This is a genomic window from Janthinobacterium sp. 1_2014MBL_MicDiv (assembly GCF_001865675.1).
GTDB lineage: Bacteria > Pseudomonadota > Gammaproteobacteria > Burkholderiales > Burkholderiaceae_D > Janthinobacterium.
The window spans coordinates 510,172-533,608 of record NZ_CP011319.1 but is presented as its reverse complement, the minus strand read 5'-3'; the positions used below and the strand labels follow the sequence as shown (position 1 = coordinate 533,608).

General features: G+C 65.5%; 20 protein-coding genes and 1 pseudogene. 12 read left to right on the top strand and 9 right to left on the bottom strand.

Going from position 1 to position 23,437, the window contains the following annotated elements; genetic code table 11:
• Positions 1–41 precede the first annotated feature (41 nt).
• On the top strand, positions 42–1,592 hold the full coding sequence (gene norR, locus YQ44_RS02305; protein WP_071326209.1) for a nitric oxide reductase transcriptional regulator NorR: 1,551 nt from the start codon (positions 42–44) through the stop codon (positions 1,590–1,592).
• A gap of 14 nt (positions 1,593–1,606) precedes the next feature.
• On the opposite strand, the gene YQ44_RS02300 is transcribed toward norR, so the two are convergent.
• Both YQ44_RS02300 and YQ44_RS02295 read right to left on the bottom strand, forming a co-directional pair.
• Positions 1,607–1,948, bottom strand: coding sequence for a c-type cytochrome (locus tag YQ44_RS02300; protein ID WP_071321995.1), 342 nt, complete (start codon positions 1,946–1,948; stop codon positions 1,607–1,609).
• An 11-nt stretch (positions 1,949–1,959) separates the two neighbouring features.
• Positions 1,960–2,289, bottom strand: a complete 330-nt coding sequence (locus YQ44_RS02295) for a c-type cytochrome (RefSeq protein ID WP_071321994.1) — start codon at positions 2,287–2,289, stop codon at positions 1,960–1,962.
• A 233-nt stretch (positions 2,290–2,522) separates the two neighbouring features.
• Here YQ44_RS02295 and YQ44_RS02290 point away from each other — a divergent pair, with 233 nt between their 5' ends.
• From YQ44_RS02290 to YQ44_RS02260, 8 genes and pseudogenes are all read left to right on the top strand, one after another.
• Complete coding sequence (locus YQ44_RS02290; RefSeq protein ID WP_071321993.1) at positions 2,523–3,392, top strand: AAA family ATPase; 870 nt, start codon at positions 2,523–2,525, stop codon at positions 3,390–3,392.
• 9 nt (positions 3,393–3,401) lie between these two features.
• Complete coding sequence (locus YQ44_RS02285; RefSeq protein ID WP_071321992.1) at positions 3,402–4,055, top strand: GNAT family N-acetyltransferase; 654 nt, start codon at positions 3,402–3,404, stop codon at positions 4,053–4,055.
• The gene (locus tag YQ44_RS02280; RefSeq protein WP_071321991.1) at positions 4,049–5,218 is read left to right on the top strand and encodes a vWA domain-containing protein; all 1,170 of its coding nucleotides are present in this window, start codon (positions 4,049–4,051) and stop codon (positions 5,216–5,218) included. Before YQ44_RS02285 ends, YQ44_RS02280 begins: the two co-directional genes overlap by 7 nt.
• A gap of 308 nt (positions 5,219–5,526) precedes the next feature.
• Positions 5,527–6,714 carry a cation:proton antiporter gene (locus tag YQ44_RS02275; protein ID WP_071326208.1) on the top strand — a complete coding sequence of 396 codons (1,188 nt, stop codon included), beginning with the start codon at positions 5,527–5,529 and terminating at the stop codon, positions 6,712–6,714.
• A complete protein-coding gene (locus YQ44_RS02270) occupies positions 6,715–7,845 on the top strand; it encodes a YbdK family carboxylate-amine ligase (protein ID WP_034780287.1) in 1,131 nt (376 codons plus the stop codon). It begins immediately after the preceding gene.
• Between the two features lie 301 nt (positions 7,846–8,146).
• Positions 8,147–8,629 (top strand): annotated as a pseudogene (locus YQ44_RS29455) (sigma-70 family RNA polymerase sigma factor); the annotation flags it as partial.
• A 54-nt stretch (positions 8,630–8,683) separates the two neighbouring features.
• The gene (locus tag YQ44_RS29450; RefSeq protein WP_232251294.1) at positions 8,684–9,463 is read left to right on the top strand and encodes a FecR family protein; all 780 of its coding nucleotides are present in this window, start codon (positions 8,684–8,686) and stop codon (positions 9,461–9,463) included.
• A 95-nt stretch (positions 9,464–9,558) separates the two neighbouring features.
• Positions 9,559–12,030 (top strand): TonB-dependent siderophore receptor, encoded by a 2,472-nt coding sequence (locus YQ44_RS02260; RefSeq protein ID WP_071326206.1) that lies wholly within the window; start codon positions 9,559–9,561, stop codon positions 12,028–12,030.
• Between the two features lie 13 nt (positions 12,031–12,043).
• Here the strand turns inward: YQ44_RS02260 and YQ44_RS02255 are convergent, their stop codons facing one another.
• Together YQ44_RS02255 and YQ44_RS02250 are read right to left on the bottom strand one after the other, a co-directional pair.
• Positions 12,044–13,123 carry an alginate lyase family protein gene (locus YQ44_RS02255; protein WP_083411601.1) on the bottom strand — a complete coding sequence of 360 codons (1,080 nt, stop codon included), beginning with the start codon at positions 13,121–13,123 and terminating at the stop codon, positions 12,044–12,046.
• Positions 13,120–14,112, bottom strand: coding sequence for a gamma-glutamyl-gamma-aminobutyrate hydrolase family protein (locus tag YQ44_RS02250; protein ID WP_071321990.1), 993 nt, complete (start codon positions 14,110–14,112; stop codon positions 13,120–13,122). Before YQ44_RS02250 ends, YQ44_RS02255 begins: the two co-directional genes overlap by 4 nt.
• A 242-nt stretch (positions 14,113–14,354) precedes the next feature.
• Here YQ44_RS02250 and YQ44_RS02245 point away from each other — a divergent pair, with 242 nt between their 5' ends.
• From YQ44_RS02245 to YQ44_RS02235, 3 genes are read left to right on the top strand one after another with little or no spacing between them, the layout of a single operon-like run.
• The gene (locus tag YQ44_RS02245) at positions 14,355–14,639 is read left to right on the top strand and encodes a hypothetical protein (protein WP_232251033.1); all 285 of its coding nucleotides are present in this window, start codon (positions 14,355–14,357) and stop codon (positions 14,637–14,639) included.
• A complete protein-coding gene (dapA, locus tag YQ44_RS02240; protein WP_071321989.1) occupies positions 14,636–15,667 on the top strand; it encodes a 4-hydroxy-tetrahydrodipicolinate synthase in 1,032 nt (343 codons plus the stop codon). Before YQ44_RS02245 ends, dapA begins: the two co-directional genes overlap by 4 nt.
• Positions 15,645–16,196 carry an AAA family ATPase gene (locus YQ44_RS02235; protein ID WP_071321988.1) on the top strand — a complete coding sequence of 184 codons (552 nt, stop codon included), beginning with the start codon at positions 15,645–15,647 and terminating at the stop codon, positions 16,194–16,196. The genes dapA and YQ44_RS02235 overlap by 23 nt, the downstream gene beginning before the upstream one ends.
• 84 nt (positions 16,197–16,280) lie before the next feature.
• Here YQ44_RS02235 and YQ44_RS02230 read toward each other — a convergent pair whose 3' ends face one another.
• From YQ44_RS02230 to kdpB, 5 genes are all read right to left on the bottom strand, one after another.
• A complete protein-coding gene (locus YQ44_RS02230; RefSeq protein WP_071321987.1) occupies positions 16,281–17,030 on the bottom strand; it encodes a TorF family putative porin in 750 nt (249 codons plus the stop codon).
• A 140-nt stretch (positions 17,031–17,170) separates the two neighbouring features.
• Positions 17,171–17,869 carry a two-component system response regulator KdpE gene (gene kdpE, locus YQ44_RS02225; protein ID WP_071321986.1) on the bottom strand — a complete coding sequence of 233 codons (699 nt, stop codon included), beginning with the start codon at positions 17,867–17,869 and terminating at the stop codon, positions 17,171–17,173.
• Positions 17,866–20,613, bottom strand: coding sequence for a DUF4118 domain-containing protein (locus YQ44_RS02220; protein WP_071321985.1), 2,748 nt, complete (start codon positions 20,611–20,613; stop codon positions 17,866–17,868). Before YQ44_RS02220 ends, kdpE begins: the two co-directional genes overlap by 4 nt.
• A gap of 142 nt (positions 20,614–20,755) precedes the next feature.
• Positions 20,756–21,331: a potassium-transporting ATPase subunit KdpC gene (gene kdpC, locus YQ44_RS02215; protein WP_071321984.1), complete on the bottom strand. Its 576-nt coding sequence runs from the start codon at positions 21,329–21,331 to the stop codon at positions 20,756–20,758.
• Positions 21,332–21,341: 10 nt separating this feature from the next.
• Positions 21,342–23,432 carry a potassium-transporting ATPase subunit KdpB gene (gene kdpB / locus YQ44_RS02210; protein ID WP_071321983.1) on the bottom strand — a complete coding sequence of 697 codons (2,091 nt, stop codon included), beginning with the start codon at positions 23,430–23,432 and terminating at the stop codon, positions 21,342–21,344.
• Positions 23,433–23,437: the final 5 nt, after the last annotated feature.

The following is a 23,437-nucleotide window of genomic DNA, read 5'->3' as shown; positions in this document are numbered from 1 at the left end:
ACCCTGCCTGGGCAGGGTCCGTTGTACCCTCCATGGTCATGATGACCACCTCCGCCATGCACCTTCTGCTACTCACCGACCTGGTCGCCGACCTGCCCGTGGCCGTGCGCCTGCAACGGCTGGTGGGCAGCCTGCGCGCGCACTTCGGCTGCGAGGCCGTGGCCTTGCTCAAGCTCGATGGCGAGCACCTGCGGCCCGTGGCCATGGCCGGCCTGGCCAGCGATGCGCTGGGACGCCGTTTCGCCGTCACGGACCATCCGCGCCTGGCCGCCATCCTGCAGCGGCGCGGCGTGCTGTGCTTCCATCACGACAGTGCCCTGCCCGATCCGTACGACGGCCTGATCGCCGAGCGGGCCGGCGAGCCGCTGCCCGTGCACGATTGCATGGGCATGGCGCTCGACCTGGAAGGCGAACGCTGGGGCGTGATCACGCTCGACGCCCTGCAGGTGGGCGCCTTCGATGTCCGCGCGCAGCGCGAGCTGGGCGAACTGGCGTGCGCCATCGAGGCGGCCGTGCGCGTCACCCGCCTGGAGGCCGAAATACGCGGCCTGCGCCTGTCGGGCGGCGCCATGCAGGCCAATGCGCAGGCGCCGCGCGAGGAACACGATTTCGTCGGCCAGAGCGGCGCCATCACGCAATTGCTGCACGAACTGCAGGTGGTGGCCGATTCGGAACTGCCCGTGCTGCTGCTGGGGGAAACGGGGGTGGGCAAGGAACTGTGCGCGCACCGGCTGCACCGGCTGTCGCGCCGCGCCGGCAAGCCCTTGATCCATGTCAATTGCGCGGCCCTGCCCGAGTCCCTGGCCGAAAGCGAACTGTTCGGCCATGTGCGCGGCGCGTTTTCCGGCGCTGTCAGCGACCGGCCCGGCCGTTTCGAGGCGGCCGAAGGGGGCACCCTGTTCCTCGATGAAGTGGGGGAATTGCCGCTGTCCATCCAGGCCAAGCTGCTGCGCACCTTGCAAAATGGGGAAATCCAGCGCCTGGGCGCGGACCGGCCGCGCCGGGTCAACGTGCGCGTGATCGCCGCCACCAACCGCAGTCTGCGCGAGCATGTGCGCGACGGCACGTTCCGGGCCGACCTGTACCACCGTTTATCCGTGTATCCCGTGCCGATTCCGCCGCTACGCGAGCGGGGCAATGACGTGCTGCTGCTGGCGGGCGGTTTCCTGGAACTCAACCGTGCACGCCTGGGCCTGCGCAGCCTGCGCCTGTCGGCGGCGGCGGAAGAGGCGCTACGCCACTACCGCTGGCCCGGCAATGTGCGCGAGCTCGAGCACGTGATCAGCCGTGCCGCGCTGAAAGCCGTGATCCGCGGCGCGGACCGCAAGGACATCGTCACCCTGGAAACGGATATGCTCGATCTCGATGCGCTGGAGGCGCCGGCGGGTGCGCTGACCCCTGCGCCGGCAGCGTGCGCGACGGCAGCGGCGCCTTTGCTCAGCATGCATCAAATCGTGGAAGCGAGCCAGCGCCAGGCCATCCGCCAGGCGCTAGCCCTGCATCAGGACAACTGGGCCGCCGCGGCGCGCCAGCTGGGGCTGGACGCCAGCAATCTGCACAAGCTGGCGCGCCGGGTCGGGCTGAAAGCCTGAGCCGGCGACACCGCTCAGCGGTGCGTCACCAGGGTGCCGGGCAGGCTGTGGAAGTAGGCGGCCAGGTCCTTGATATCCTGGTTGCTCAGCGGCTTGACCTGGCCCGTCATGATGGCGTTGTTGCGGCCGTTGGCCTTGTCGCCCCGCTTGTACGCCGTCATCGCGTGTTCCAGGTAATCCCTGTGCTGGCCCGCCAGTTTCGGATACGACGGGTCGATGGGCGAGCCATAATCCTTGCCGTGGCAGGTGGCGCAGCTGTATTTCTCCGCCAGGACCTTGCCCGTGTTGATATTGCCGGCGGCAACGGCGGAAAACGAGACGGTGGCGCAAACGAGGGCGGCGAATAATGTTTTCATCTGGCTGGTCCTCAGTTCGGCTTGGCTTGTTGCGCATAGTAGGCGGCGACGTCGGCGATATCCTGGTCCGACAGGCTACTGGCGATGCCCTTCATGCTGGGGTGCTTGCGATCGCCCTTCTTGTACGCTTGCAGCGCATTTTCGATGTATTTTGCCGACTGGCCGCCGATCATCGGCACCTGGAACACTTCAGGGAAAGTTGCCTTGTAACCGGGAATGCCGTGGCAACCGATACACATTTCCACCTTGGCAGTGGCTGCCTTGGCGTTTCCTACAATGTCAGCCGCTGTGACGGCATTTGCGATGCCGGCAAGCACGAGAAGTGCAAATATTTTTTTCATAGTGGCAAAGTGAACAAAGGTAATCGGAGAAACGCCAGAGCTGGTTTTTATTGATCTTATGTATTGACAATTAAGGTTGACAATTAAGCTGCTACTTGCCGATTCTAACCAAGATGTTCTTGCAAGTCCACCTACAAAAAGACCAGTGTATGCGGGCGGGCACAGGCCGCCTGCGTGGCAGTACGCCCCAGTTCTGTTTATACTCACCCTTTCAATACTTTGGCAGACCGCTCATGCAAGCACAGCACCCACAGCAAGGCCACCGCTTCGAAGGTTCCGACAGCTATGTCGCCACCGCCGACCTGAAACTGGCCGTGAATGCGGCACTGACCTTGCAGCGGCCACTGCTGATCAAGGGCGAGCCCGGCACGGGCAAGACCATGCTGGCCGAGGAAGTGGCGGCGGCGCTGAACATGCCGCTGATGCAATGGCATATCAAATCGACCACCAAGGCGCAGCAGGGCCTGTACGAGTACGACGCCGTCTCGCGCCTGCGCGATTCTCAGCTCGGCGACGAGCGCGTGCGCGACATCCAGAACTACATCGTCAAGGGCGTGCTGTGGCAGGCGTTCACGGCGCCCGAACCGGTGGTGCTGCTGATCGACGAGATCGACAAGGCCGACATCGAATTCCCGAACGATTTGCTGCGCGAACTCGACCGCATGGAATTCTATGTCTACGAAACGCGCGAAATGGTCACGGCGCGCCATCGCCCGCTCGTCATCATCACCTCGAACAACGAGAAGGAATTGCCGGACGCCTTCTTGCGCCGCTGCTTCTTCCACTACATCAAATTCCCGGACAAGGACACGATGGAGCAGATTGTCGCCGTCCACTATCCGCACCTGAAACAGGAATTGCTGGCGCAGGCGCTGCAAACCTTCTATGAAGTGCGCGACGTGCCGGGCCTGAAGAAAAAACCGTCGACGTCGGAATTCCTCGACTGGCTCAAGCTGCTGCTGGCCGAGGACATCCCCGCCGAAGCATTGCGCAGCAAGGACAACAAGGCCGTCGTGCCGCCCCTGCACGGGGCGCTGCTGAAAAACGAACAGGATGTGCACCTGTTCGAGCGCCTGATGTTCATGTCGCGCACCAACCGCTAAGGAGCGCAGGTGAAAGACATCAGCACGGAAAACGTCTTCGTTCCGCTGGAGCTGCACGGCATCCGCCTCGAGGCGCTGGCGCCCCATCACGCGCCCGGCCTGCGCGCCGCGGCCATGGATGGCGAATTATGGAACCTGCGCGTGACGTCCGTGCCGGAACCGGACCAGGTCGACCAGTACATCTTCAAGGCCATCGAGATGCGCCCTGCGCGCTTCGCCTTTGCCGTCATCGACGTGGCCAGCGGCGACGTGATCGGCACTACCAGCTACCACGACGTGGTACCCGCCATCGGCCGCCTGGAAATCGGCTACACCTGGTATGCGAAGCGCTGCCAGCGCAGCCACGTCAATACCACCTGCAAGCTGCTGTTGCTGGCGCACGCCTTCGAGACTCTCGATTGCGCGCTGGTGGGACTGCGCACCGACAACTTCAACCACGCCTCGCAGACGGCCATCGAACGCCTGGGCGCGAAAAAGGATGGCGTGCTGCGCCACCATGCGCTGCGCCGCGACGGCACCGTGCGCGACACGGTCATGTACAGCATCGCGCGCGGCGAGTGGCCGGAAATCGCCGCCCACCTGCGCTACAAGCTGGCGCAGCGTCCCATCGCGGCGCTGCCCAGGGCCGACGGCGGCGCGGATGGCGAAAGCGCGCCATGCTGATCGATTTCTTCTTCACGCTCAAGGATGCAAAGATTCCCGTCTCCATCAAGGAATTCCTGACGCTGCTCGAGGCGCTGCAAAAGAACGTCATCGGCGCCTCGATGGACGATTTCTACTATCTGTCGCGCCTGACCCTGGTCAAGGATGAAGCGCATTTCGACAAGTTCGACCGCGCGTTCGCGCAGTACTTCAAGGGCGTCAATGCGGCCTTCGAGACGAATGCGACGATTCCGCTCGACTGGCTGCTGAAACGCATGCAGCGCGAATTGTCCGAAGAGCAGAAGGCGCAGCTGGAAAAATTCGGCTACGACAAGCTGATGGACCGCCTGAACGAGCTGCTGAAGGAACAGAAGGAACGCCACGAAGGCGGCAGCAAGTGGATAGGCACGGGCGGCACCTCGCCGTTCGGCAACGGCGGCACGAACCCGGAGGGCATCCGCATCGGCGGCAAGGGCGGCAATCGCACGGCCGTGAAGGTGTGGGAAGCGCGCAGCTACAAGGATTACGACGGCGAGCGCGAGCTGGGCACGCGCAACATCAAGGTGGCGCTGCGCCGCCTGCGCAAGTTCGCGCGCGAAGGCGCGGAAGACGAGCTGGCGCTCGACGCCACCATCGCCGCCACCGCCAACAACGCGGGCTACCTCGACATCAGGATGCGGCCCGAGCGCAAGAACCGCATCAAGGTGCTGATGCTGCTCGACGTGGGCGGCAGCATGGACGACCATATCGAGCGTACCGAGGAACTGTTCTCGGCGGCGAAGACGGAATTCAAGAACATGGAATTCTTTTACTTCCATAACTGCGTCTACGACTACCTGTGGAAGAACAACCGGCGCCGCAACGCCGAGCGTTTCCCCACCTGGGACGTGCTGCGCAAGTACCCGCCCGACACCAAGCTGATTTTTGTCGGCGACGCCACCATGAGCCCCTATGAAATACTGCAGCCGGGCGGCTCGGTCGAATACAACAACGAGGAAGCGGGATCGACATGGCTGGCGCGTTTTACCGCCGCCTTCCCGAAATTCATCTGGCTCAATCCCGAGTCGGAAGGCCTGTGGCAGTACCGCCAGTCCATCGGCGTGATGCGGCAATTGATGAACAACCGCATGTTCCCGCTATCGATCGACGGACTGGAACGGGGCATGCGCTTGCTCAGTAAATAAAAGCGTGCAACAAAAAGTCCATGGCGGCATGCCGCCGCCATGTCGTACACTGCGGTAGAAACAACCGTGCGGAGCCTCTCCGCCGCGGGCGGCGCGCCATAGGCATTGCCATGCCCCGCCCCTGCCGCATCCCGTGCGTGGCCGCCATGACCACGGCACTGTTCGATTGCGCACATCGTGCGCGCCTTCTGCTCCGGTAGAATCGGCGCAACGCTCTGCGCAAACAATGCACCAAAGCTGCACCATGCTGTTGCCGCGCCAGTCTCCATGCTGCCGGCCGGTGCCAGCGACACTTCAAAGGAATGAGCATGCAAAGTCTAATCTCGATCGCCGCCGACCTGTCCTGGCCGTTCGCCATTACCCTGGCCTGGGTCGTCGGCGAATTCGGCCACCGCTGGACGGGCCTGCCGCGCATCAGTTTTTACGGCGTGATCGGCTTCATCCTGGCGCAGACGCAGGTCGGCATCCTGCCGCAGACGGACGCCGGTCCCATGCTGGTGCTGGCCGACGTGGCCTTCGGCCTGATCCTGTTCGAAGTCGGCTACCGCATCAACCTGCGCTGGCTGAAAAACAACCCGTGGATCGCCGTCACGGGCCTCGTCGAGTCCCTGCTGACCTTTGCCGTCGTGTACTTCATCGGCATCGAGTTCGGCACCACATCGATGACGGCGCTGCTGCTGGCGTCGCTGGCCATGTCCACCTCGCCGGCCACCATCATGCGCGTCATCAACGAGGAGCGCAGCTCGGGCCAGGTCACGGAACGCATCGTCCACCTGACGGCGCTCAACTGCGTGCTGGCCGTCTTCACCTTCAACATCATCATCGGTTTCTGGATGTTCCAGAGCTCCACCGACCTGATCGAGGCGACCAGCAGCAGCGCCGCCGTGCTGGCCGCCTCCGTGGCCGCCGGCACCGTCTTCGGCATCATCGTGCCCGCCATGCTGCGCCGCCTGGGCAACATGGCGCAGGATGCCACGGTGGCTTTCGCCCTGTCCGTGATGCTGCTCGTCGCCCTGACCTACACCACCAGCCTGTCGCCGCTGCTGGCCACCCTGACCTTCGGCCTGGTGGCGCGCCACCGCCGCGTCGCCTTCAGCCAGGCGCAGCGCAATTTCGGCGCGCTGGGCGAACTGCTGACGGTGCTGCTGTTCGTGTATGCCGCCTCGACCCTGGAATGGGGCAGCGTGACGGCCGGCGCCGGCCTGGCCCTGGCCGTCGTCGGCGGCCGCCTGCTGACGAAAGTCGTCGGCGTGGCCGCGTTCTCGCATGTCAGCGGCATTTCCTGGCGCAAGGGCATCCTGACAGGCGTGGCGCTGACGCCCGTCTCCGTCTTCATCATCCTGCTGCTCGAACACGCGCGCCAGCACGGCGTGAACTTCGGCGACGAATTGAATGCCCTGGCCGCCGTCACCCTGGGCCTGGAACTGGTCGGCCCCGTGCTCGTGCAGCGCGTGCTGATGCTGGCAAAAGAAACCCACGAAATCAAGGAGCGCTAAATGCCGCTGGAACCCTTTGGCCAATCGGCCGCGCTGACTTTCGGCGTCGAACTCGAACTGCAGCTGGTGAACCTGTCGGACTACGACCTGACGGCCGCCAGCCCCGACCTGCTGCACCTGCTGAATAAAAAACCGTTTCCCGGCAACGTCACGCCGGAAATCACCGAGAGCATGATCGAGATCAACTCGAGCGTGCACACGCATCATGGCCCCCTTCTGGAGCAGCTGCAGGAAATCCGCGACACGCTGATCACGGCCGGCGACAAGCTCAATATCGGCATCGCGGGCGGCGGCACGCACCCGTTCCAGCAATGGTCGTCGCAAAAGATCTTTTCCAAGCCGCGCTTCCAGGAAATTTCGGAACTGTACGGCTACCTGGCCAAGCAGTTCACCATCTTCGGCCAGCACGTGCATATCGGCTGCGCCTCGGGCGACGACGCCATGTTTTTGCTGCACTCGCTGAACCGCTACATCCCACACTTCATCGCCCTGTCGGCCTCCTCGCCCTACGTGCAGGGACGCGACACGCTGTTCGATTCGGCACGCCTGAACTCCGTGTTCGCCTTCCCCATGAGCGGACGCGCGCCATTCACCCTGAGCTGGGACCAGTTCTCCAACGAGTATTTCGCCAAGATGGAGAACACGGGCATCATCAAGAGCATGAAGGACTTTTACTGGGATATCCGCCCCAAGCCGGAATTCGGCACCATCGAGCTGCGCGTGTGCGACACGCCGCTGACGGTGGAGCGGGCCGCCGCGCTGGCCGCCTACCTGCAGGCGCTGTGCCGCTACCTGCTCGAACGCCGCGAGACGCCGCCGGTGGAAGACGATTACCTCGTGTATAACTACAACCGCTTCCAGGCCTGCCGCTTCGGCCTCGACGGCGCCATCACGCATCCGAAAACCTATGAGACGATGTCGCTGCGCGAGGACATCATGACCACCCTGCGCAAGATGGAACCGCACGCCGAGGCGCTGGGCAGCACGCCAGCCCTGAAACACCTGTCGGACGTGGCCAAGCAGTGGAGCGATGCGCAATACCTGCGCAAGCAGCACAGCCTGCAGGGCAGCGCCGAGGGCATGGTCGATTCGGCCATCAGATGTTTTCGCGGCGAGCCCATGAACTACTGACGCCGGCCAGCATGGAAACGTAGCTCGGATCAGCGGCGGCACGCCGCGCAATCCGACTGGCGTCGCCAACAATGTTGTCGGATGACGTACTGCGGACTAATCCGACCTGCCCGCCCCCTTCCGCGCGCGACGGTGTTGCCAGGCATTTTGACTTCCCGCCCAACCACGCAAAGCCAAAAAACCACACCCCGCGTCCCCGTCATTTACAGCAGCCGGCCCCGCTTGTTACAATAAGTGAGAATGATTCTTATTATTGTTTAATCCACCGATCCAGCCGGGCCGGCCATGCAAGGGGAACGCGATGCCGCTGGCAGAGCCGCTACAACGCCAGGACATCGCGACACTGTACGCCGACCATCACGGCTGGCTGCAGGGATGGCTGCGCAAGAAGCTGGGCAGCACCGCCTGCGCGGCCGACGTGGCGCATGACACATTCATGCGCCTGCTCGACCGGGAGGACGCCGTCGCCGCGCGCGAGCCGCGCGCCTTTCTCGCCACCGTTGCCCAGCGCGTGCTGTTCAACCACTACCGGCGCCAGAAACTGGAACTGGCCTACCTCGACGTGCTGGCACAGCTGCCGCCTTTGCATGCACCGTCGCCCGAAGAACGGGCACTGCTGCTGGCCACCGTATTCGAACTTGACCGCATGCTCGACGGCTTGCCGGCGCCCGTCAAGCGCGCTTTCCTGCTGCGCCAGCTCGACGACCTGCCGCAGGAAGACATCGCGCGCCAGCTCGGCATCTCGCTGGCCACGGTGAAACGCCACCTGCAGCGCGCCGGCAGCGCCACGCACGCGTGGCAGCAGCTGCAACTGCAGCACGAGCATCTGCCGCCGGCCATGCAGGCGACCCTGCTGCGCGCCTGCGTGCAGGCGAATGCGCCGCGCCGCCACGCCGTCAAGACCCTGGCCCTGCTGCTGGCCTGCGGCGCTTCGCTGTACGCATTCGAACGCCATGCGCCATGGCGCAGCTGGACGGCCGACTACCGCACGGGCGTCAACCGGCGCCGCGTCGTGACCCTGAGCGATGGCACCCAGCTCACCCTCAACACCAGCAGCGCCGTCAACATCGATTACAGCGGCGAACAGCGGCGCATCGTGCTGCTGGCCGGCGAGATCTTCATCGCCACCGGCAAGGACGCGGCACAACGGCCGTTCTTCGTCAGCACACCGCATGGCGGCCTGCAGGCGCTGGGCACGCGTTTCACGGTGCGCCTGCACGATGCCTACGCCAGCGCCGGCGTGCTCGAAGGGGCCGTCGCCGTGCTGGCCGACGATGGCGGCCAGCGCCTGGTGCTGCGTCCCGGCGAGGGCGCCCACTTCGACAGCGCGGGATACCACCGCCAGGCGCTGGCTCCCTATGGCGGGGCCTGGCTCGGTGGCATGCTGGTGGCGCGCGACATGCGCCTGGCCGATTTCCTCGCCGAGCTGACGCGCTACTGCGAGCAGCCGCTGAGCTGTGCGCCCGGCATCGCCAGCTTGCGCGTCTCCGGCTCCTACCCGCTGGCCGACACGGACGCCATCCTCGACGCCGTCTGCGCCAGCCTGCAGTTGCGCCGCAATACCGTCACGCGCTTCTGGGGCCATCAGGTCGTGCGCATCGAACTGGCGGCACGCTAAAAAATATTCTCTTGAATTTGAGCTGTTTCGCCGTGGTCGCGTGACTTGGAAGGTAGGCAGTCCCCATCTTGCGCATCCACGAAAGGTTTTTTCACATGCATCACGCTTCGCGTTCCCTCCTTACCCGCACCGTACTGGCCTGCGCCCTGTCGCAGATCGGCATGGCCCTGGCCCTGCCGGCGTCAGCCCAGGCGCAAACGCAGCAAGTGCGCAGCTACAGCATTCCCGCAGGCTCGCTGGGCGATGTCTTGACGCGCTTCGGCAGCGACAGCGCCATCCTGCTGTCGTTCTCCAGCGAGGCCACGCAAGGCTTGCGCAGCGCCGGCCTGCAAGGCCGCTACAGCCTGCAGGACGGTTTCCGCGCGCTGCTGGCCGGCAGCGGCCTGCAAGCCGTGCCGCAGGCGAATGGCGGCTACCTGTTGCAGAAAATCCCCGCCAGCGCCGGCGCCCCTTCGGCGGACAGCCGCGGCGTGGCCGTCATGAGCGGCGTCACCGTGGTGGCAGCGGCCGAACGCAGCGCCGTGACGGCCGGCACGGGCAGCTATACGGGCGGCCCCGCCAGCGGCGCCACGGGCCTGGTCCTGACGCAGCGCGAAACGCCGCAATCGCTGACCATCGTCACGCGCCAGCAGATGGATGACCAGAACAGCAACGCCGTCTCCGACGTCATGAAGAACGTCAATGGCGTGAGCGTGCAGAACTATGACAGCGACCGCTGGAGCTTCCAGGCGCGCGGCTTCGCCGTCACCAATTTCCAGTACGACGGCGTATCGGCCATCTATGACGGCGTGTACGACTGGGGCACGACGAACAGCGACATGGCCATCTACGACCGCATCGAAGTGCTGAAAGGCGCGACGGGCCTGATGAGCGGCTCGGGCGACCCGTCCGCCACCGTCAACATGGTGCGCAAGCGCCCCACCGCCAGCTTCGAGGGCTCGGCCACCCTGGGCGCCGGCTCGTGGGACAACTACCGTGGCGAAGTCGATGTCTCCGGCCCCCTGAACGACAGCCGCACGGTGCGCGGCCGGCTGGTGGGCGCCTACCAGGACAAACACTCCTACCTGGACCGCTATAAACAGCAAAAATCGGTCGCCTACGGCATCATCGAGGCGGACCTGACGCCTGTCACCCTGCTGACGGCCGGTTTCACGCACCAGGATTACAAGCCGCGCGGCTCGACCTGGACCGGTTTTCCCGTGCTGTTCTCGGATGGCTCGCGCACGGATTTCCCCACCGCGTGGAACCCGGCCACGGATTGGAGCCGCCGCGACATGCAGAACACCACGTTGTTTACGTCGCTGGAGCATAGCTTCGCCAACGAGTGGAAGGTGAAATTGAGCGCCAACCAGCTGCGCAGCAAGCATGACAGCGTGCTCGGCTCGGCCAGCGGCGGCAATCCCGACCCCGCCACGGGCGAAGGCGCCTATTTCTTCATGGGGAAATACAAGGGCGACCGCCGCCAGACCACCGTCAACGTCGACGCCAGCGGCCCGTTCACGGCCTTCGGCCGCCGGCACGAAGCCATGGTCGGCTATTCTTCATCGACGGCGAAGCAGGATGGCCCCGTCTACGAATCCATCTATCCGCCAGTCGAAGGCAGCTATTTCGACTGGCGCGGCCAGTACGCGGAACCGGCCTTCAAGCGCCTGGGCAACGACAACGACAGCACGCGCCAGAGCGGCCTGTATGGCGCCGTGCGCCTGCATCCTGTCGACGCGCTGTCCGTCATCGTCGGCGCGCGCGTCAGCGACTACAGGCAGGAACAGGACCGTACCTTCTTCGACAGCGGCACGGCGCGCATCCAGTCGCGCATCGAGGAAAACAAGGTCATCACGCCGTATGCGGGCATCGTGTATGACCTCGACAAGACATATTCCGTGTTCGGCAGCTACACCAGCATCTTCGCGCCGCAGAGCAACCGCGACGTCAACCGCAACTTCCTCGCCCCCGTGCGCGGCAAGGGTTTCGAAGCGGGCGTGAAGGCGGAGTACCTTGACGGCAAGGTCAATGCCAGCGCGTCCCTGTTCCAGATCCGCCAAAGCAACGTGGCCAGCTCTGTGGGTGAAGTCAACGGCGAAGAAGCGTATCGAGCCATCGACGGCGTCACCAGCCGCGGCGTGGAAATGGAAGTGACGGGCGAAGTGGCCAGGGATTTGAAGCTGAGCGCCGGCTATACCTATGCGCATGTGCGCGACGCGGAGGGCAAGGACGTGTTTTCCACCATGCTGCAAACCACGCAGTCGGCCCACCTGGTGCGCGTGCAGGGCACGTGGCGCCTGCCGGCAAGCCTGGACAAGCTGACCGTCGGCGGCGGCATCAACTGGCAAAGCAGCTACTACGGCAATATCTGGAATCCCGCCATCAACGATTATTCGCGCATCAAGCAGGGCAGCTACGCACTGGTCAACCTGCTGGCCCGCTATGAAATCAGCAAGAACGTCACGGCCAGCCTCAACGTGAACAACCTGCTGGACAAGAAATACATGACGGGTTTGGGCCTGTTCCAGACGGGCTTTTACGGCGAACCGCGCAGCGTGATGTTCACCGTGCGCACGAAGTTTTAACGCGAAGTTCCAACTAAGTGCCGTACAACGCCAGCGCCCATGCCGGCGGGCGCAATTCCAGCGCCAGCGGCAGATAAGCGGGATCGAAGCGCGCCGCCAGCAGGTACACATTGGCGGCGCCCTTGGGTTCCCAGTTCCCCGTGAAGCCCTTTTCGCCGGCCGCCACGCGCTTGCGGTCGAACGGCACGGCGCTTTTCGCGAATTCCTCGTGCGTCTTTTTTCCCTGCGCATACGGTGCCAGCCAGGCCAGCGCCTCGGCCAGGCGCCGCGCCGGCGGCGCGCCATACCAGTCGTCGCCATGGGCTTGCGCCATCAGCGCCGTCGCCAGCAACGGTTCCAGGCTGTAGGTGGTGTAATGCAGGGCGTCGCGCTGCTCGAAGTCGAACGGCACGCCGCCGGCGCCGATATTGCGCGGCACATGGGCCAGGAAACGCTCTTTCGCGCGCGCGATCAGCAGCGCCTCGCCCGTGAGGTAAGCGGCGGCCGTGCCGATCTTGATGCGGTGGCTATGCCAGTTGTTGCGCGCCGTCGACGGCCCGCCCACCTTGATCGGATCGCTCAGATACCCGTGCGCCAGGGTGCGGAAAAATGCCTGCACCTGCTCGCGCTCGACGCCATTCAGGCGCTCCTGCAGCAAATCAAAGCCCATCAGGAGGCTGGCCAGCTCCGTCTCGTCGACGGGACTGAACGACGGCTGATAGCCACTGCTCCAGGCCAGCACCAGCCGGCGCGCGCTCTCGAAATGCGCCATGTCGCCCGACAGCCGCCAGGCCAGCGCCTGCAGGCGCGCCTGGCGCCAGTCTTCCTGCGCCTGCTGGCTGTGTTCGCGCCCGCCCTCGCCCTTCAGCAAGCCGCCCGTGCGCACTTGCGCCATCAAATGCACGGGCCGCGCCGCATCCTTGCGCGCCGCCTTGAGCACCTGTTCGGCAACGGCAGGGGCCACGCGCACCTTCAGCGTGCGGGCGCGCTCGGCCGACGTCAGGGCAAACGGCAGCGCTGCCTCGTGCGGGCGCGGCGCCGCGCGCAGCTGCGCCAGGGGCAGCGCCAGCAAGCCGGCCAGCACGGCGCGGCGGCGCATCAGGATGGGCGTCAAAACCGCGTTTCCCGCGCCGCGCGCAGGAAGTTGTCGAGGATGGGCGTGCAGTCGAGCAGCTCGACGCCGCCCGCCGAATGGAATTCCGGGTGCCACTGCAGACCCATGACAAAGCGCGCCCGCTGGTAGCGGATGGCCTCGACGATATTGTCTCCCTGCGAATACGCTTCCACCGTGATGTCGCGCCCCAGGTCCTTGACCGACTGGTGGTGGATGGAGTTGACCAGCGCCTCGCCCGTCTTCGGGAACAGGCCGGCCAGTGACGAACCTTTCGGGAAGACGATGCTGTGGCGGTGGCGGTCATACAGGTCGTTGACGTGCGAGGTGGCGCCTTCCACGTCCGAGGCGATGTCCTGGTACAGCGTGCCGCCGAAACCGACATTAATCAATTGACAACCACGGCAAATGCCCAGCACGGGCTTGCCCGCGTCGACGAATTCGTGCAGCAGCTCCAGCTCGTACAGGTCGCGCGCGCGGTCGCCGCTCCATTCGGGCCGCGTGGCCGTCTCCGAATAGGTCTGCGGCGAGACGTCGGCGCCGCCCTGCAGCACCAGGCCGTCCAGGTGGCGCGCATAGTGGCGCAAGGTGATGTTGCTCGGGTGTAGCAGGCCGCTGGTATTGACCGTGGGAATCATGAACACCAGCACGTCGCGCGACATGACCCACTGCGCGATCGACTCTTCCAGGTATTGCAGGTTCTTGCTGCGCAGGCCCGTGGCGCCCGGCTCGGGATGGAAGATGCGCGCCGAGATGCCGATGCGCAAGGTGCGCCGCATGAAATCGCGGCTCGCCTTGTCGCGCATGGAACGGTAGCGCGACGAGATCACCCGCCAGGCCAGCGCCAGCGGCGTGTCATTGTCCTTCAGGTAGCGCGGCGCGGCGTCGCGTGCGCGGTGCTCGTCGTCGGATGCCCGGCCAACCCGGTCGGGCCGGGATGGCGGTGCAGGATCGGTGGAAGGGGGCTGCTGGGGATCTTTTTCGTCTGACATGGCAAGGCTGACTCAAAGCGGGGACGGTTTCAATATAAACCCCCGCCTCCGAAAGCACGATTCAATTTTGTAACAAAAGCATACGTGCGGCGCATCCGCGCAACAGGAGCGCACCCAACGCATACGCCGCGTTTACGCCGGCGGCCCCGCTTTTTAGAGAATCTTTACGGCCCCGCTGCTAATCTTGAACGTACCTCAACCACCGCTGCAAAGCCGCCATGGATCCCCATTCACGCCACTCTATGCCTCCAGCGCATCAAGCGCTGCCCCACCGCCATCCCCGCCTGCCCACCTTCCTCATGCACATCACGGTCGACAAATCCTGCCTGGCCGAGCTGCGCCAGCTGGTCGTCAAGACCTGCGGCGGCATGCTCTCGTTCATGCGCGTCGAAGCGGTCGACCATGCCGAGCGCATGAAAGTCTGGCTATGCGTGACGGAGCCGGCCCTGCGCCTGACGATGGATGCCGTCATGCGCCTGCTGCCGGCGGCGGAATTTGGCCGCATCAGCCAGGGGAAATCGCTATGAACCAGTATGCCTGCGAGCAGGCGATGTCCACCTCCCGCATCACCGCGCACTTCCAGGGCATCTGGGTGCCGATGGTCACGCCGTTCCGCGATGGCCAGATCGACGTCGACGCCGCGCAGCAGCTGGCCAGCGAGCTGGCCGCCAGCGGCATCGACGGTCTGGTCGCGTGCGGCACCACGGGCGAGGCGGCCATGCTGAGCGCCGCCGAACAGACCATGCTGCTAGATAGCGTGCTCGAAGCCGTCGGTCCGCGCTTTCCCGTCGTGATGGGCGTGGGCGGCAGCGACACGCACGGCGTCATCGCCAGCGTGCAGCGCTATAACGACCATCCGCTGGCCGGCCTGCTGATCTCCGCCCCCGCCTATGTGCGCCCGTCGCAGGACGGCATCGTGCGCCACTTCCAGGCCATCGCCGCCGCCACCGACCAGTCCATCGTGCTGTACAACGTGCCGGCCCGCACGGGCGTGAATATCGCGCCGCAGACGGCTGCCCTGCTGGCGCGCGACTCCCATTTCGTCGCCATCAAGGAAGCGGGCGGCACGCTGCAGCAGCTCGGCGAATTGCTGCTCGACACGCGCCTGGACGTGCTGTGCGGCGACGATGCGCTGCTGCTGGCCAGCCTGTCCATGGGCGGCCACGGCGCCATGTCGGCCGCCGCCCAGGTACGTCCCGACCTGTATGCGCAGCTGTTCCACCTCGTCAAGCAGGGCCGCCACGGCGCGGCAGGCGCCCTGTTCAAGGCCATGCTGCCCGTCATCCGCCTGCTGTTTTCCGAACCCAACCCCGGCCCCGTGAAGGCGGCGCTGGCCATGCAGGGCAAGGTGCGCGACGAGCTGCGCTTGCCGATGACACCCATGTCCCAGGCCGGCCAGGCCGCGCTGGCCGATGCGCTGGAGCAGCTGATGGAGCTGCCCGCATGGACGGCCGATGAAAGGCAGGCCGCGCGCGAAAGCTGCCTGCTGCAGCTGGTCTCCCCTGCCAACATCATGCCCGCGGTACGCCACGATGATCATCGCCATCACGGATGAACGCGGCGGGATGGAAAAATCCATCGTCGCCGGACGCCTGGCTGCCTCGCGCGCGCTGGCCGGACGCAAGGTATTGCTGCTCGATGCCGATCCGCGCCAGGGAGCCCTGGCGCAGGCCAGGATCATGCACGACGGCGTCACGCAAAACAGCGTGACGCGGCCGCGCCTGATGGCGCGCGCCATCAGCGCCAAGGGCCTGCAGCCGGAACTCGAGCACCTGGTGACCTGCTACCACGACATCGTCATCGACAGCGAAGGCCGCGATTCCATGGGCAGCCGCTCGGCCCTGATCGCTGCGCGCGTGCTGGTGGTGCCGCTGGACGGCGGCATCGACGCCGCCGCGCAGGCAGGCCTGACGCGCCGCATCGCGCATGCGCGCAGCTTCAATCCCGGTCTATGCGTCTTGCTGGCAACGGACACGCAAGCGTCGGCCGCCCACACCCTGGCCGCGCGGATCCCGGCAGCCCGCGTGGTCGGCCTGGGACAGCTGTATTGCGCCGTGTTCGACTGCAGCCACCGCGCGGCATAGCAACGACGGCTGGGGCCAGACCCGCCGGGTCCGGCCCCATTTTCAGCACGCGAAAGGCGACGCCGCCGCCTCTCCTCCCTTCAATTAAAACGTCTTGCTGACCGTCAGCAACAGCGCCGTCTTGCCCATGAACTTGCCGTTGACCGGCGAGGCATAGGCGGCCTTGCCGGCATTCGTGCCGATCACGGCCAGCGCGCCCGAAACAAAACCGAAGTCGCGCGTCACGCCCACTTTCCAGTCCGTGTAGCTCGATGCATCATTGTTTTTGACCTTCTGATGGCCCGCATGCAGGTTGCCGGTCCAGCCATTCGTCAGGTCGATATTCGCGCCGATATCGAGGTAGCCGCTGTTCTTGCTGTTGACGATGCCGAACAGGTTGGAGACGGCATGCGAGTACTTGATGTAGGCCGGGCCATACGACAGCTGGCCGTAGACTTCCTGCGTATCCGCGTTGGCCAGGCCGGCGACGTGCTTCAAGCCATTGTCCGCGTACACATATGCGAGCACGCCCACGTCGTAGCCGATATCGGCGTTCAACTGCCCGCGCTTGCCCGCATACAGGTCCACTTCCACGTCGCCGCTGCCGCCCGCGTCCTTGGTCCACTTGATGGTCGAGGCCCACGCGCCCGCATACAGGCCGGTGGGATTGTTGACGTAATCAAAGCCGCCCTGCAGCGCGGGCTTCAAGCGCGTCTGCGAAATGCCGCGGTAGCGGTAGTCGGACACGCCGGCCACGTTGAAACTCAGCTCGTTGTCCGGCTTGGCCTCGTCGGCGTGGGCCAGGCTGCCGGTAAAGGCGGTGGCGACGGCGAGTGCAAGTAACATTTTATTCATGGTTTTTCTTCTTCATGGGTGGTATGGGCCTTTGCCAACATGGCGCAGCTGGCCCGCCGCTGCAAAAATTCGGGTAAAGCGTCCCCCTGGCGCGCGCGGCGCCTGTTTTCAGACAGGGGATGAAAAGCGGTTTAAGCGGTTTAGAGAGGCAGCAGCAAGCGGTAGCCGACGGCCGTTTCCGTCAGCAGGTACTGCGGCTGGGCCGGGTCGGCTTCCAGCTTCTGCCGCAAATGCCCCATGTAGATGCGCAGGTAGTGGCCGTTTTCACTGTTCGACGGCCCCCACACTTCGCGCAGCAGTTGCGGATTGGTGACGACCCTGCCCGCGTTTTTCACCAGCACCGACAGCAAACGGAATTCCGTCGGCGTCATGTGCACCAGCTGCTTGTTGCGCGTCACCAGGCGGTCCTTCAGGTCGACGCGCACGTCGCCGAACTGCACCACGCCGTCATCGCTGGCGGCGGGCTGGCGCTGGCGGCGCAAGGTGGCGCGCACGCGCGCCAGCAGCTCGCCCACGCCGAACGGCTTGGTCAGGTAATCGTCCGCGCCCGCATCGAGCGCGCGTATCTTGTCCTGCTCGTCGACCCGCGCCGACAGCACGATGATGGGCACGGCCGACCATTTGCGGATGTCGGCGATGAAGTCGATGCCATCACCGTCGGGCAGACCCAGATCCAGCACGATCAGGTCGGGGCGGCGCGTGCCCGCGTCGATCAGACCCCGCTGCATGGTGGCCGACTCGAAAATCTGCCAGCCCTCGTCCTCCAGCGCGGAGCGCACGAAACGGCGGATTTGCGGTTCATCCTCGACCAGCAAGGCGGTGGCGGAAGGTTCGTTCATGATGGTTGTCCTGTTTCAAAATCGTTTGCATCGTCCGGCTCCGGCGCGGGCGGCGCCGGCGGCGTGCCCAGCGGCAAGGTAAAGACCATGGCCGCGCCCTGTGCCGACGCGGCTGGCTGCGCGTGGATGGTGCCGCCGTGCGCTTCGACGATGGCGCGGCAGATGGCCAGCCCCAGTCCCACGCCCGGCTTGTTCGACTCGCGCTCGCCGCGCGTGAATTTTTCGAAGATGGCTTCTTCGCGCCCGGGCGGCAAGCCCGGGCCATCGTCGGCCACCGTCACCTGCAGGAACTGCCCATGTACCCGGCCAACGATGACGATGCTGCTTCCAGGCGGCGTGTACTTGGTCGCGTTTTCCAGCAGGTTGCACAGCACGCGCTCGATCAGCACGGCGTCGTAGCGCACCAGCGGCAAGTCCGGCGCCAGCTGCGTCTGCACGCGGTGGGCCTGCAATTGCGGGCCGCTGGCGCGCAGCGCGCTGCCGACCACCTCTTCCAGCGCCTGCCATTGCAGGTTCAGGCGCACCTGGCCGCTTTCGATGCGCGCCATGTCCAGCAGGTTCGCCACCAGCGCGCTCATGCGCACTGTCTCGGACTGCAGCGCGCGCGCCATGTCCAGCTGCGCGCTGGACAGCGCCGGTTTCGACAGGGCCAGCGATTCGGCCAGCCCCACCAGCGACGTCAACGGCGTGCGCAGGTCGTGCGACAGGGCCGCCAGCAGCGAATTGCGCAAGCGTTCTGACTCCATCTGCACCAGCGCCCCCTGCGCCACGTCGATATAGTGCACGCGTTCGAGGGCGATGGCCGCCAGCGCGGCAAAGGTGTCCAGGTGCTGGCGCTGCTCGGGCACCAGCAGCCAGCGCCCGTGACGCGGCGCCTCCAGCGGCAGCAGCGCCAGCAAGCCGCGCGTGCGCATCGGCGCGATCAGCGGCAGATAAAAAATGCTCGATCCCGGCAGGGTATCGGTGCCCGTGCCGGCCGCCTGGGCATGGTCGAAGGCCCACTGCGCGATGCCCATGTCCAGCGGCTCCACGCCATTTGGCGATTGCAGGCGTCCCTCGTCATCAGGCAGCAGCAGGGTCGCGCGCGCGCGGAACGCCCGCTCGATGGCGCTTTTCGTGATCTCGAAAATCTGCTCCGTCTGCAGCACGCTGGATAACTCGCGCGAAAACTCGTACAGGGCCCGCGCCCGCGCTTCGCGGTGCGAAGCGACCCGTGCCTGGAAACGCAGGCCGGCCGTCAGGTGGCCCGTGATCAGGCCCACGGCCAGCATCACGCCAAAGGTGATGATGTACTGAAAATCGCCCACGGCAAACGAGAAACGCGGCGGCACGAAGACGAAGTCGAAGCAGGCCACGCCCACCAGGCTGGCCAGCGCCGCCGGTCCGCGCCCCAGGCGCACGGCCACCAGCACCACCGTGAGCAGCGACAGCATGGCGATATTGGCCAGGTCCAGGTAAGGCTGCAACGGCACCGAAACGAGGGCCGTGGCCATGCTGGCGCCGGCCGCCAGGATGTAGCGCCAGTGGCGCATGGGGCGGCGCGGCGTTTCCGTGTCCACGCCCGCGACAGGCCGGGGCGGGGCGTCAGCTGGCGGCAAGCCCACCTCGATCAGGTCGATATCGGGTGCCAGGCTGGCCATGCGCGCCGCCGGCGACGCACTCCACAGCCGCGCCAGCCAGCCGCCCCTGCCCTGCCCGCGCCCGACGATGACTTTCGAGATATTCGCGCCGCGCGCATAGTCGACGATGGCGGCGGCGATGTCGCCGGAGGGGTTGACGGCGGTGCGCGCGCCCAGGTCCTGCGCCAGCTTCAGCGTTTTCAGGATGCGTTCGCGCTGGCGCGCCGGCAGGCGCTGCAGGCGCGGCGTTTCCACATACAGCGCATGCCATTCCGCATTGAGCTGGCTGGCCAGGCGCGCCGTGCTGCGGATGACATGTTCGCCGCCCGCGCGCGGCCCCACGCAAGCCAGCAGCGCGGCGCCCGTCTTCCAGACGGGATTGATCGACTTCTCGACGCGGTAGGCTTGCACGTCGTCCTGCACGCGGTCGGCCGTGCGGCGCAAGGCCAGTTCGCGCAAGGCGATCAAATTACCCTTGCGGAAAAAATGCTGCGACGCCCGCTCCGCCTGCTGCGGCTGATACACCTTGCCCAGTTTCAGGCGGCGCAGCAGTTCATCGGCGGGGATATCGACCAGCACCACCTCGTCGGCGCGGTCGAACACCGTGTCGGGCAGGGTCTCGGCCACGCGCACGCCGGTGATCCCGCCCACCACATCGTTCAGGCTTTCCAGGTGCTGCACGTTGACGGTGGAAAGCACGTCGATGCCGGCCGCCAGCAATTCCTCGACATCCTGCCAGCGCTTCGGATGGCGCGAACCGGCCACGTTCGAATGGGCCAGTTCGTCCATCAGGATCAGCGGCGGCGCACGCCGCAGCGCTTCGTCCAGGTCGAATTCGAACAGGGTCTTGCCGCGGTATTCGACGGCCTTCCGGGGCAGCAGCGGCAGTCCGTCCAGCAGGGCGGCCGTATCCTGGCGCCCATGCGTCTCCACCACGCCGACCAGCAGATCCTGACCATCGGCCAGAAATTTGCGGGCGGCGGCCAGCATCGCATAGGTCTTGCCGACGCCGGCGGAGGCGCCAAAATAGATGCGCAGCCTGCCGCGCGCGGCTTTCTTTTCCTGCGCCTGCACTTGCGCCAGCAGGGCATCAGGGTCGGGGCGTTGGCTGTCGTTGGGGAGCATATTGTATTTTAGTCTTCTTGGAGCATCTGTAGGTCGGATTAGCGCTAGCGCGTAATCCGACGGCATTGTTGGCTGCGCCGTGGGTAATGTCGGCTTACGCTGCGCCAAGCCGACCTACGCCGACCTACGCACCATTGTCAGCTTACTTTGCCATGGCATCCAATGCCAGATTCAGTTCCAGCACATTCACCCGCGGTTCGCCAAAAAAGCCGATATACGCGGTTTTCTGCACCTTGGCGATGGCATTTTCCACCTGCGCCAGCGGCACGCCACGCACGCGGGCCACGCGCGGCGCCTGGTACAGGGCGCCCGCCAGGCTGATTTCAGGGTCCAGGCCGCTGCTCGACGCCGTCACCAGGTCGACGGGAACGGCGCGCGTATTGCCGGGATCGGCTGCCTGCAGGGCGGCGATGCGCGCCTTGACGGCGTCGACCAGGGCAGGATTGCTCGGTCCCTGGTTCGAGCCGCCCGAACCGGCGCCGTTATTCGCCATCGGCGCGGTGGCCGATGGACGGCCCCAGAAGTACTTGGGCGAGGTGAACGACTGGCCGATCAGGCTGGAGCCGACCGGTTTGCCAGCCCGCTCGACGATGCTGCCATTGGCTTCCTCATTGAAAGCCAGTTGCCCGATGCCGGCCGTGGCAAATGGATAGACGACGCCGCAGATCACGGTCAGCGCGGCAAACAGGACCAGGGCGGGACGTACGATAGTGCTCATGATGGCTCCTTTAGACGAGGTTGAGTGCGGACAGCAGCATGTCGATCAGCTTGATCCCGATGAAGGGCAGGATGATGCCGCCCAGGCCGTAGATCAGCAGGTTGCGGCGCAACAGGCTGGCCGCGCCGATGGCGCGGTATTGCACGCCTTTCAGCGCCAGCGGGATCAGCACGACGATGATCAGCGCATTGAAGATCACGGCCGACATGATGGCCGAGGCGGGGCTGGCCAGGTGCATGATGTCGAGCGCCTTCAGCTGCGGATACGTGCCCACGAAGGCGGCCGGGATGATGGCGAAATACTTGGCGATGTCGTTCGAGATCGAGAACGTCGTCAGCGAACCGCGCGTCATCAGCATCTGCTTGCCGATTTCGACGATCTCCAGCAGCTTGGTGGGGTTCGAGTCGAGGTCGACCATGTTGCCCGCTTCCTTTGCCGCCTGCGTGCCGGAATTCATGGCCACGGCCACGTCGGCCTGGGCCAGCGCGGGCGCGTCGTTGGTGCCGTCGCCCGTCATCGCCACCAGGCGGCCTTCGGCCTGGTAGCTGCGGATGAGTTTCAGCTTGTCTTCCGGCGTCGCTTCCGCCAGGAAGTCGTCCACGCCTGCCTCGGCGGCAATCGCGGCCGCTGTCAGCTTGTTGTCGCCCGTGATCATGACGGTCTTGATGCCCATGCGGCGCAGTTCCGCGAAGCGTTCCTTGATGCCGCCCTTGACGATATCCTTCAGCTCCACGGCGCCCATGACGCGGCCATCGTCGACCACCACCAGCGGCGTGCTGCCGCGGCGGGCGATATCGTCGACGGCGCGCGCCACCTCTTCCGGATACGGCTGGCCCAGCGCTTCCACATATTTTTTCATGGAGTCGGCCGCGCCCTTGCGCAGCTGGCGCACCTGCTGCTCGCCCGCGATATCCACACCGCTCATGCGCGTCTGCGCCGTGAACGGCACGAAGGTGGCGTGCAGGCTGGCCATCTCGCGTTCGCGGATATTGAACTTCTGCTTGGCCAGCACGACGATGCTGCGCCCTTCCGGCGTTTCATCGGCCAAGGAGGCCAGCTGCGCCGCGTCGGCCAGCTGCTGCTCCGTCACGCCGGGCGCCGGCACGAAGTTCGACGCCTGGCGGTTGCCCAGGGTGATGGTGCCGGTTTTATCGAGCAGCAGCACGTCGACGTCGCCAGCCGCTTCCACGGCGCGGCCCGAGGTGGCGATCACATTGGCCTGCATCATGCGGCTCATGCCGGCCACGCCGATGGCCGACAGCAGGCCGCCGATGGTGGTCGGGATCAAACACACCAGCAGCGCGATCAGCACGGTGATGGTGACGGGCGAACTTGTCACGCCTTGGCTGCCGGCTGCCGCCACGGAAAACAGCGAATACGGCAGCAGGGTCACGGTGACGATCAGGAAGACGATGGACAGGGCGACGAGCAGGATCGTCAGGGCGATCTCGTTCGGCGTCTTCTGGCGCTTGGCGCCTTCCACCATGGCGATCATGCGGTCGATGAACGCTTCGCCGGGATTGACGGAAACGCGCACCAGCAGCCAGTCCGACAGCACGCGGGTACCGCCCGTGACGGCGGAAAAATCGCCGCCCGATTCGCGGATGACGGGCGCCGATTCGCCCGTGATGGCGCTCTCGTCGACGGAGGCCACGCCGGCCGTCACTTCGCCGTCGGCGGGAATCACGTCGCCCGCCTCGACCAGCACCGTCATGCCCTTGCGCAGGTCGGTGGCGGGCGTCGGCAGCCAGGAGGTGCCATATTTTGGCGTCTGCATCTTTTTCGCCATCACCGTCTGCTTCAGGGCGCGCAGCGAGGCCGCCTGGGCCTTGCTGCGGCCTTCGGCCAGCGCTTCGGCGAAGTTTGCGAACAGCACGGTAAACCACAGCCACACGGCGACGGCGACGATGAAGCCGAACGGCGCTTCACCCTGGCCATTCAGGGCCTGGATGGCCAGCAGGGTCGTGATGATGCTGCCGACATAGACGACGAACATCACGGGGCTGCGCCACTGCGTGCGGGGGTCGAGTTTTTTGAACGCATCGACGACGGCGGGGCCGATCAGTGCGGAATCGAACAAAGTCAGGCTTGTGCGTGACATGGTAG

Coding starts and splice junctions, on each gene's coding strand:
- norR (WP_071326209.1), top strand. CDS start 42: ATGACCACCTCCGCCATGCACCTTCTGCTACTCACCGACCTGGTCGCC.
- YQ44_RS02300 (WP_071321995.1), bottom strand. CDS start 1,948: ATGAAAACATTATTCGCCGCCCTCGTTTGCGCCACCGTCTCGTTTTCC.
- YQ44_RS02295 (WP_071321994.1), bottom strand. CDS start 2,289: ATGAAAAAAATATTTGCACTTCTCGTGCTTGCCGGCATCGCAAATGCC.
- YQ44_RS02290 (WP_071321993.1), top strand. CDS start 2,523: ATGCAAGCACAGCACCCACAGCAAGGCCACCGCTTCGAAGGTTCCGAC.
- YQ44_RS02280 (WP_071321991.1), top strand. CDS start 4,049: ATGCTGATCGATTTCTTCTTCACGCTCAAGGATGCAAAGATTCCCGTC.
- YQ44_RS02275 (WP_071326208.1), top strand. CDS start 5,527: ATGCAAAGTCTAATCTCGATCGCCGCCGACCTGTCCTGGCCGTTCGCC.
- YQ44_RS02270 (WP_034780287.1), top strand. CDS start 6,715: ATGCCGCTGGAACCCTTTGGCCAATCGGCCGCGCTGACTTTCGGCGTC.
- YQ44_RS29450 (WP_232251294.1), top strand. CDS start 8,684: ATGCAGGCGACCCTGCTGCGCGCCTGCGTGCAGGCGAATGCGCCGCGC.
- YQ44_RS02260 (WP_071326206.1), top strand. CDS start 9,559: ATGCATCACGCTTCGCGTTCCCTCCTTACCCGCACCGTACTGGCCTGC.
- YQ44_RS02250 (WP_071321990.1), bottom strand. CDS start 14,112: ATGTCAGACGAAAAAGATCCCCAGCAGCCCCCTTCCACCGATCCTGCA.
- YQ44_RS02245 (WP_232251033.1), top strand. CDS start 14,355: ATGCCTCCAGCGCATCAAGCGCTGCCCCACCGCCATCCCCGCCTGCCC.
- dapA (WP_071321989.1), top strand. CDS start 14,636: ATGAACCAGTATGCCTGCGAGCAGGCGATGTCCACCTCCCGCATCACC.
- YQ44_RS02235 (WP_071321988.1), top strand. CDS start 15,645: ATGATCATCGCCATCACGGATGAACGCGGCGGGATGGAAAAATCCATC.
- YQ44_RS02230 (WP_071321987.1), bottom strand. CDS start 17,030: ATGAATAAAATGTTACTTGCACTCGCCGTCGCCACCGCCTTTACCGGC.
- kdpE (WP_071321986.1), bottom strand. CDS start 17,869: ATGAACGAACCTTCCGCCACCGCCTTGCTGGTCGAGGATGAACCGCAA.
- YQ44_RS02220 (WP_071321985.1), bottom strand. CDS start 20,613: ATGCTCCCCAACGACAGCCAACGCCCCGACCCTGATGCCCTGCTGGCG.
- kdpC (WP_071321984.1), bottom strand. CDS start 21,331: ATGAGCACTATCGTACGTCCCGCCCTGGTCCTGTTTGCCGCGCTGACC.
- kdpB (WP_071321983.1), bottom strand. CDS start 23,432: ATGTCACGCACAAGCCTGACTTTGTTCGATTCCGCACTGATCGGCCCC.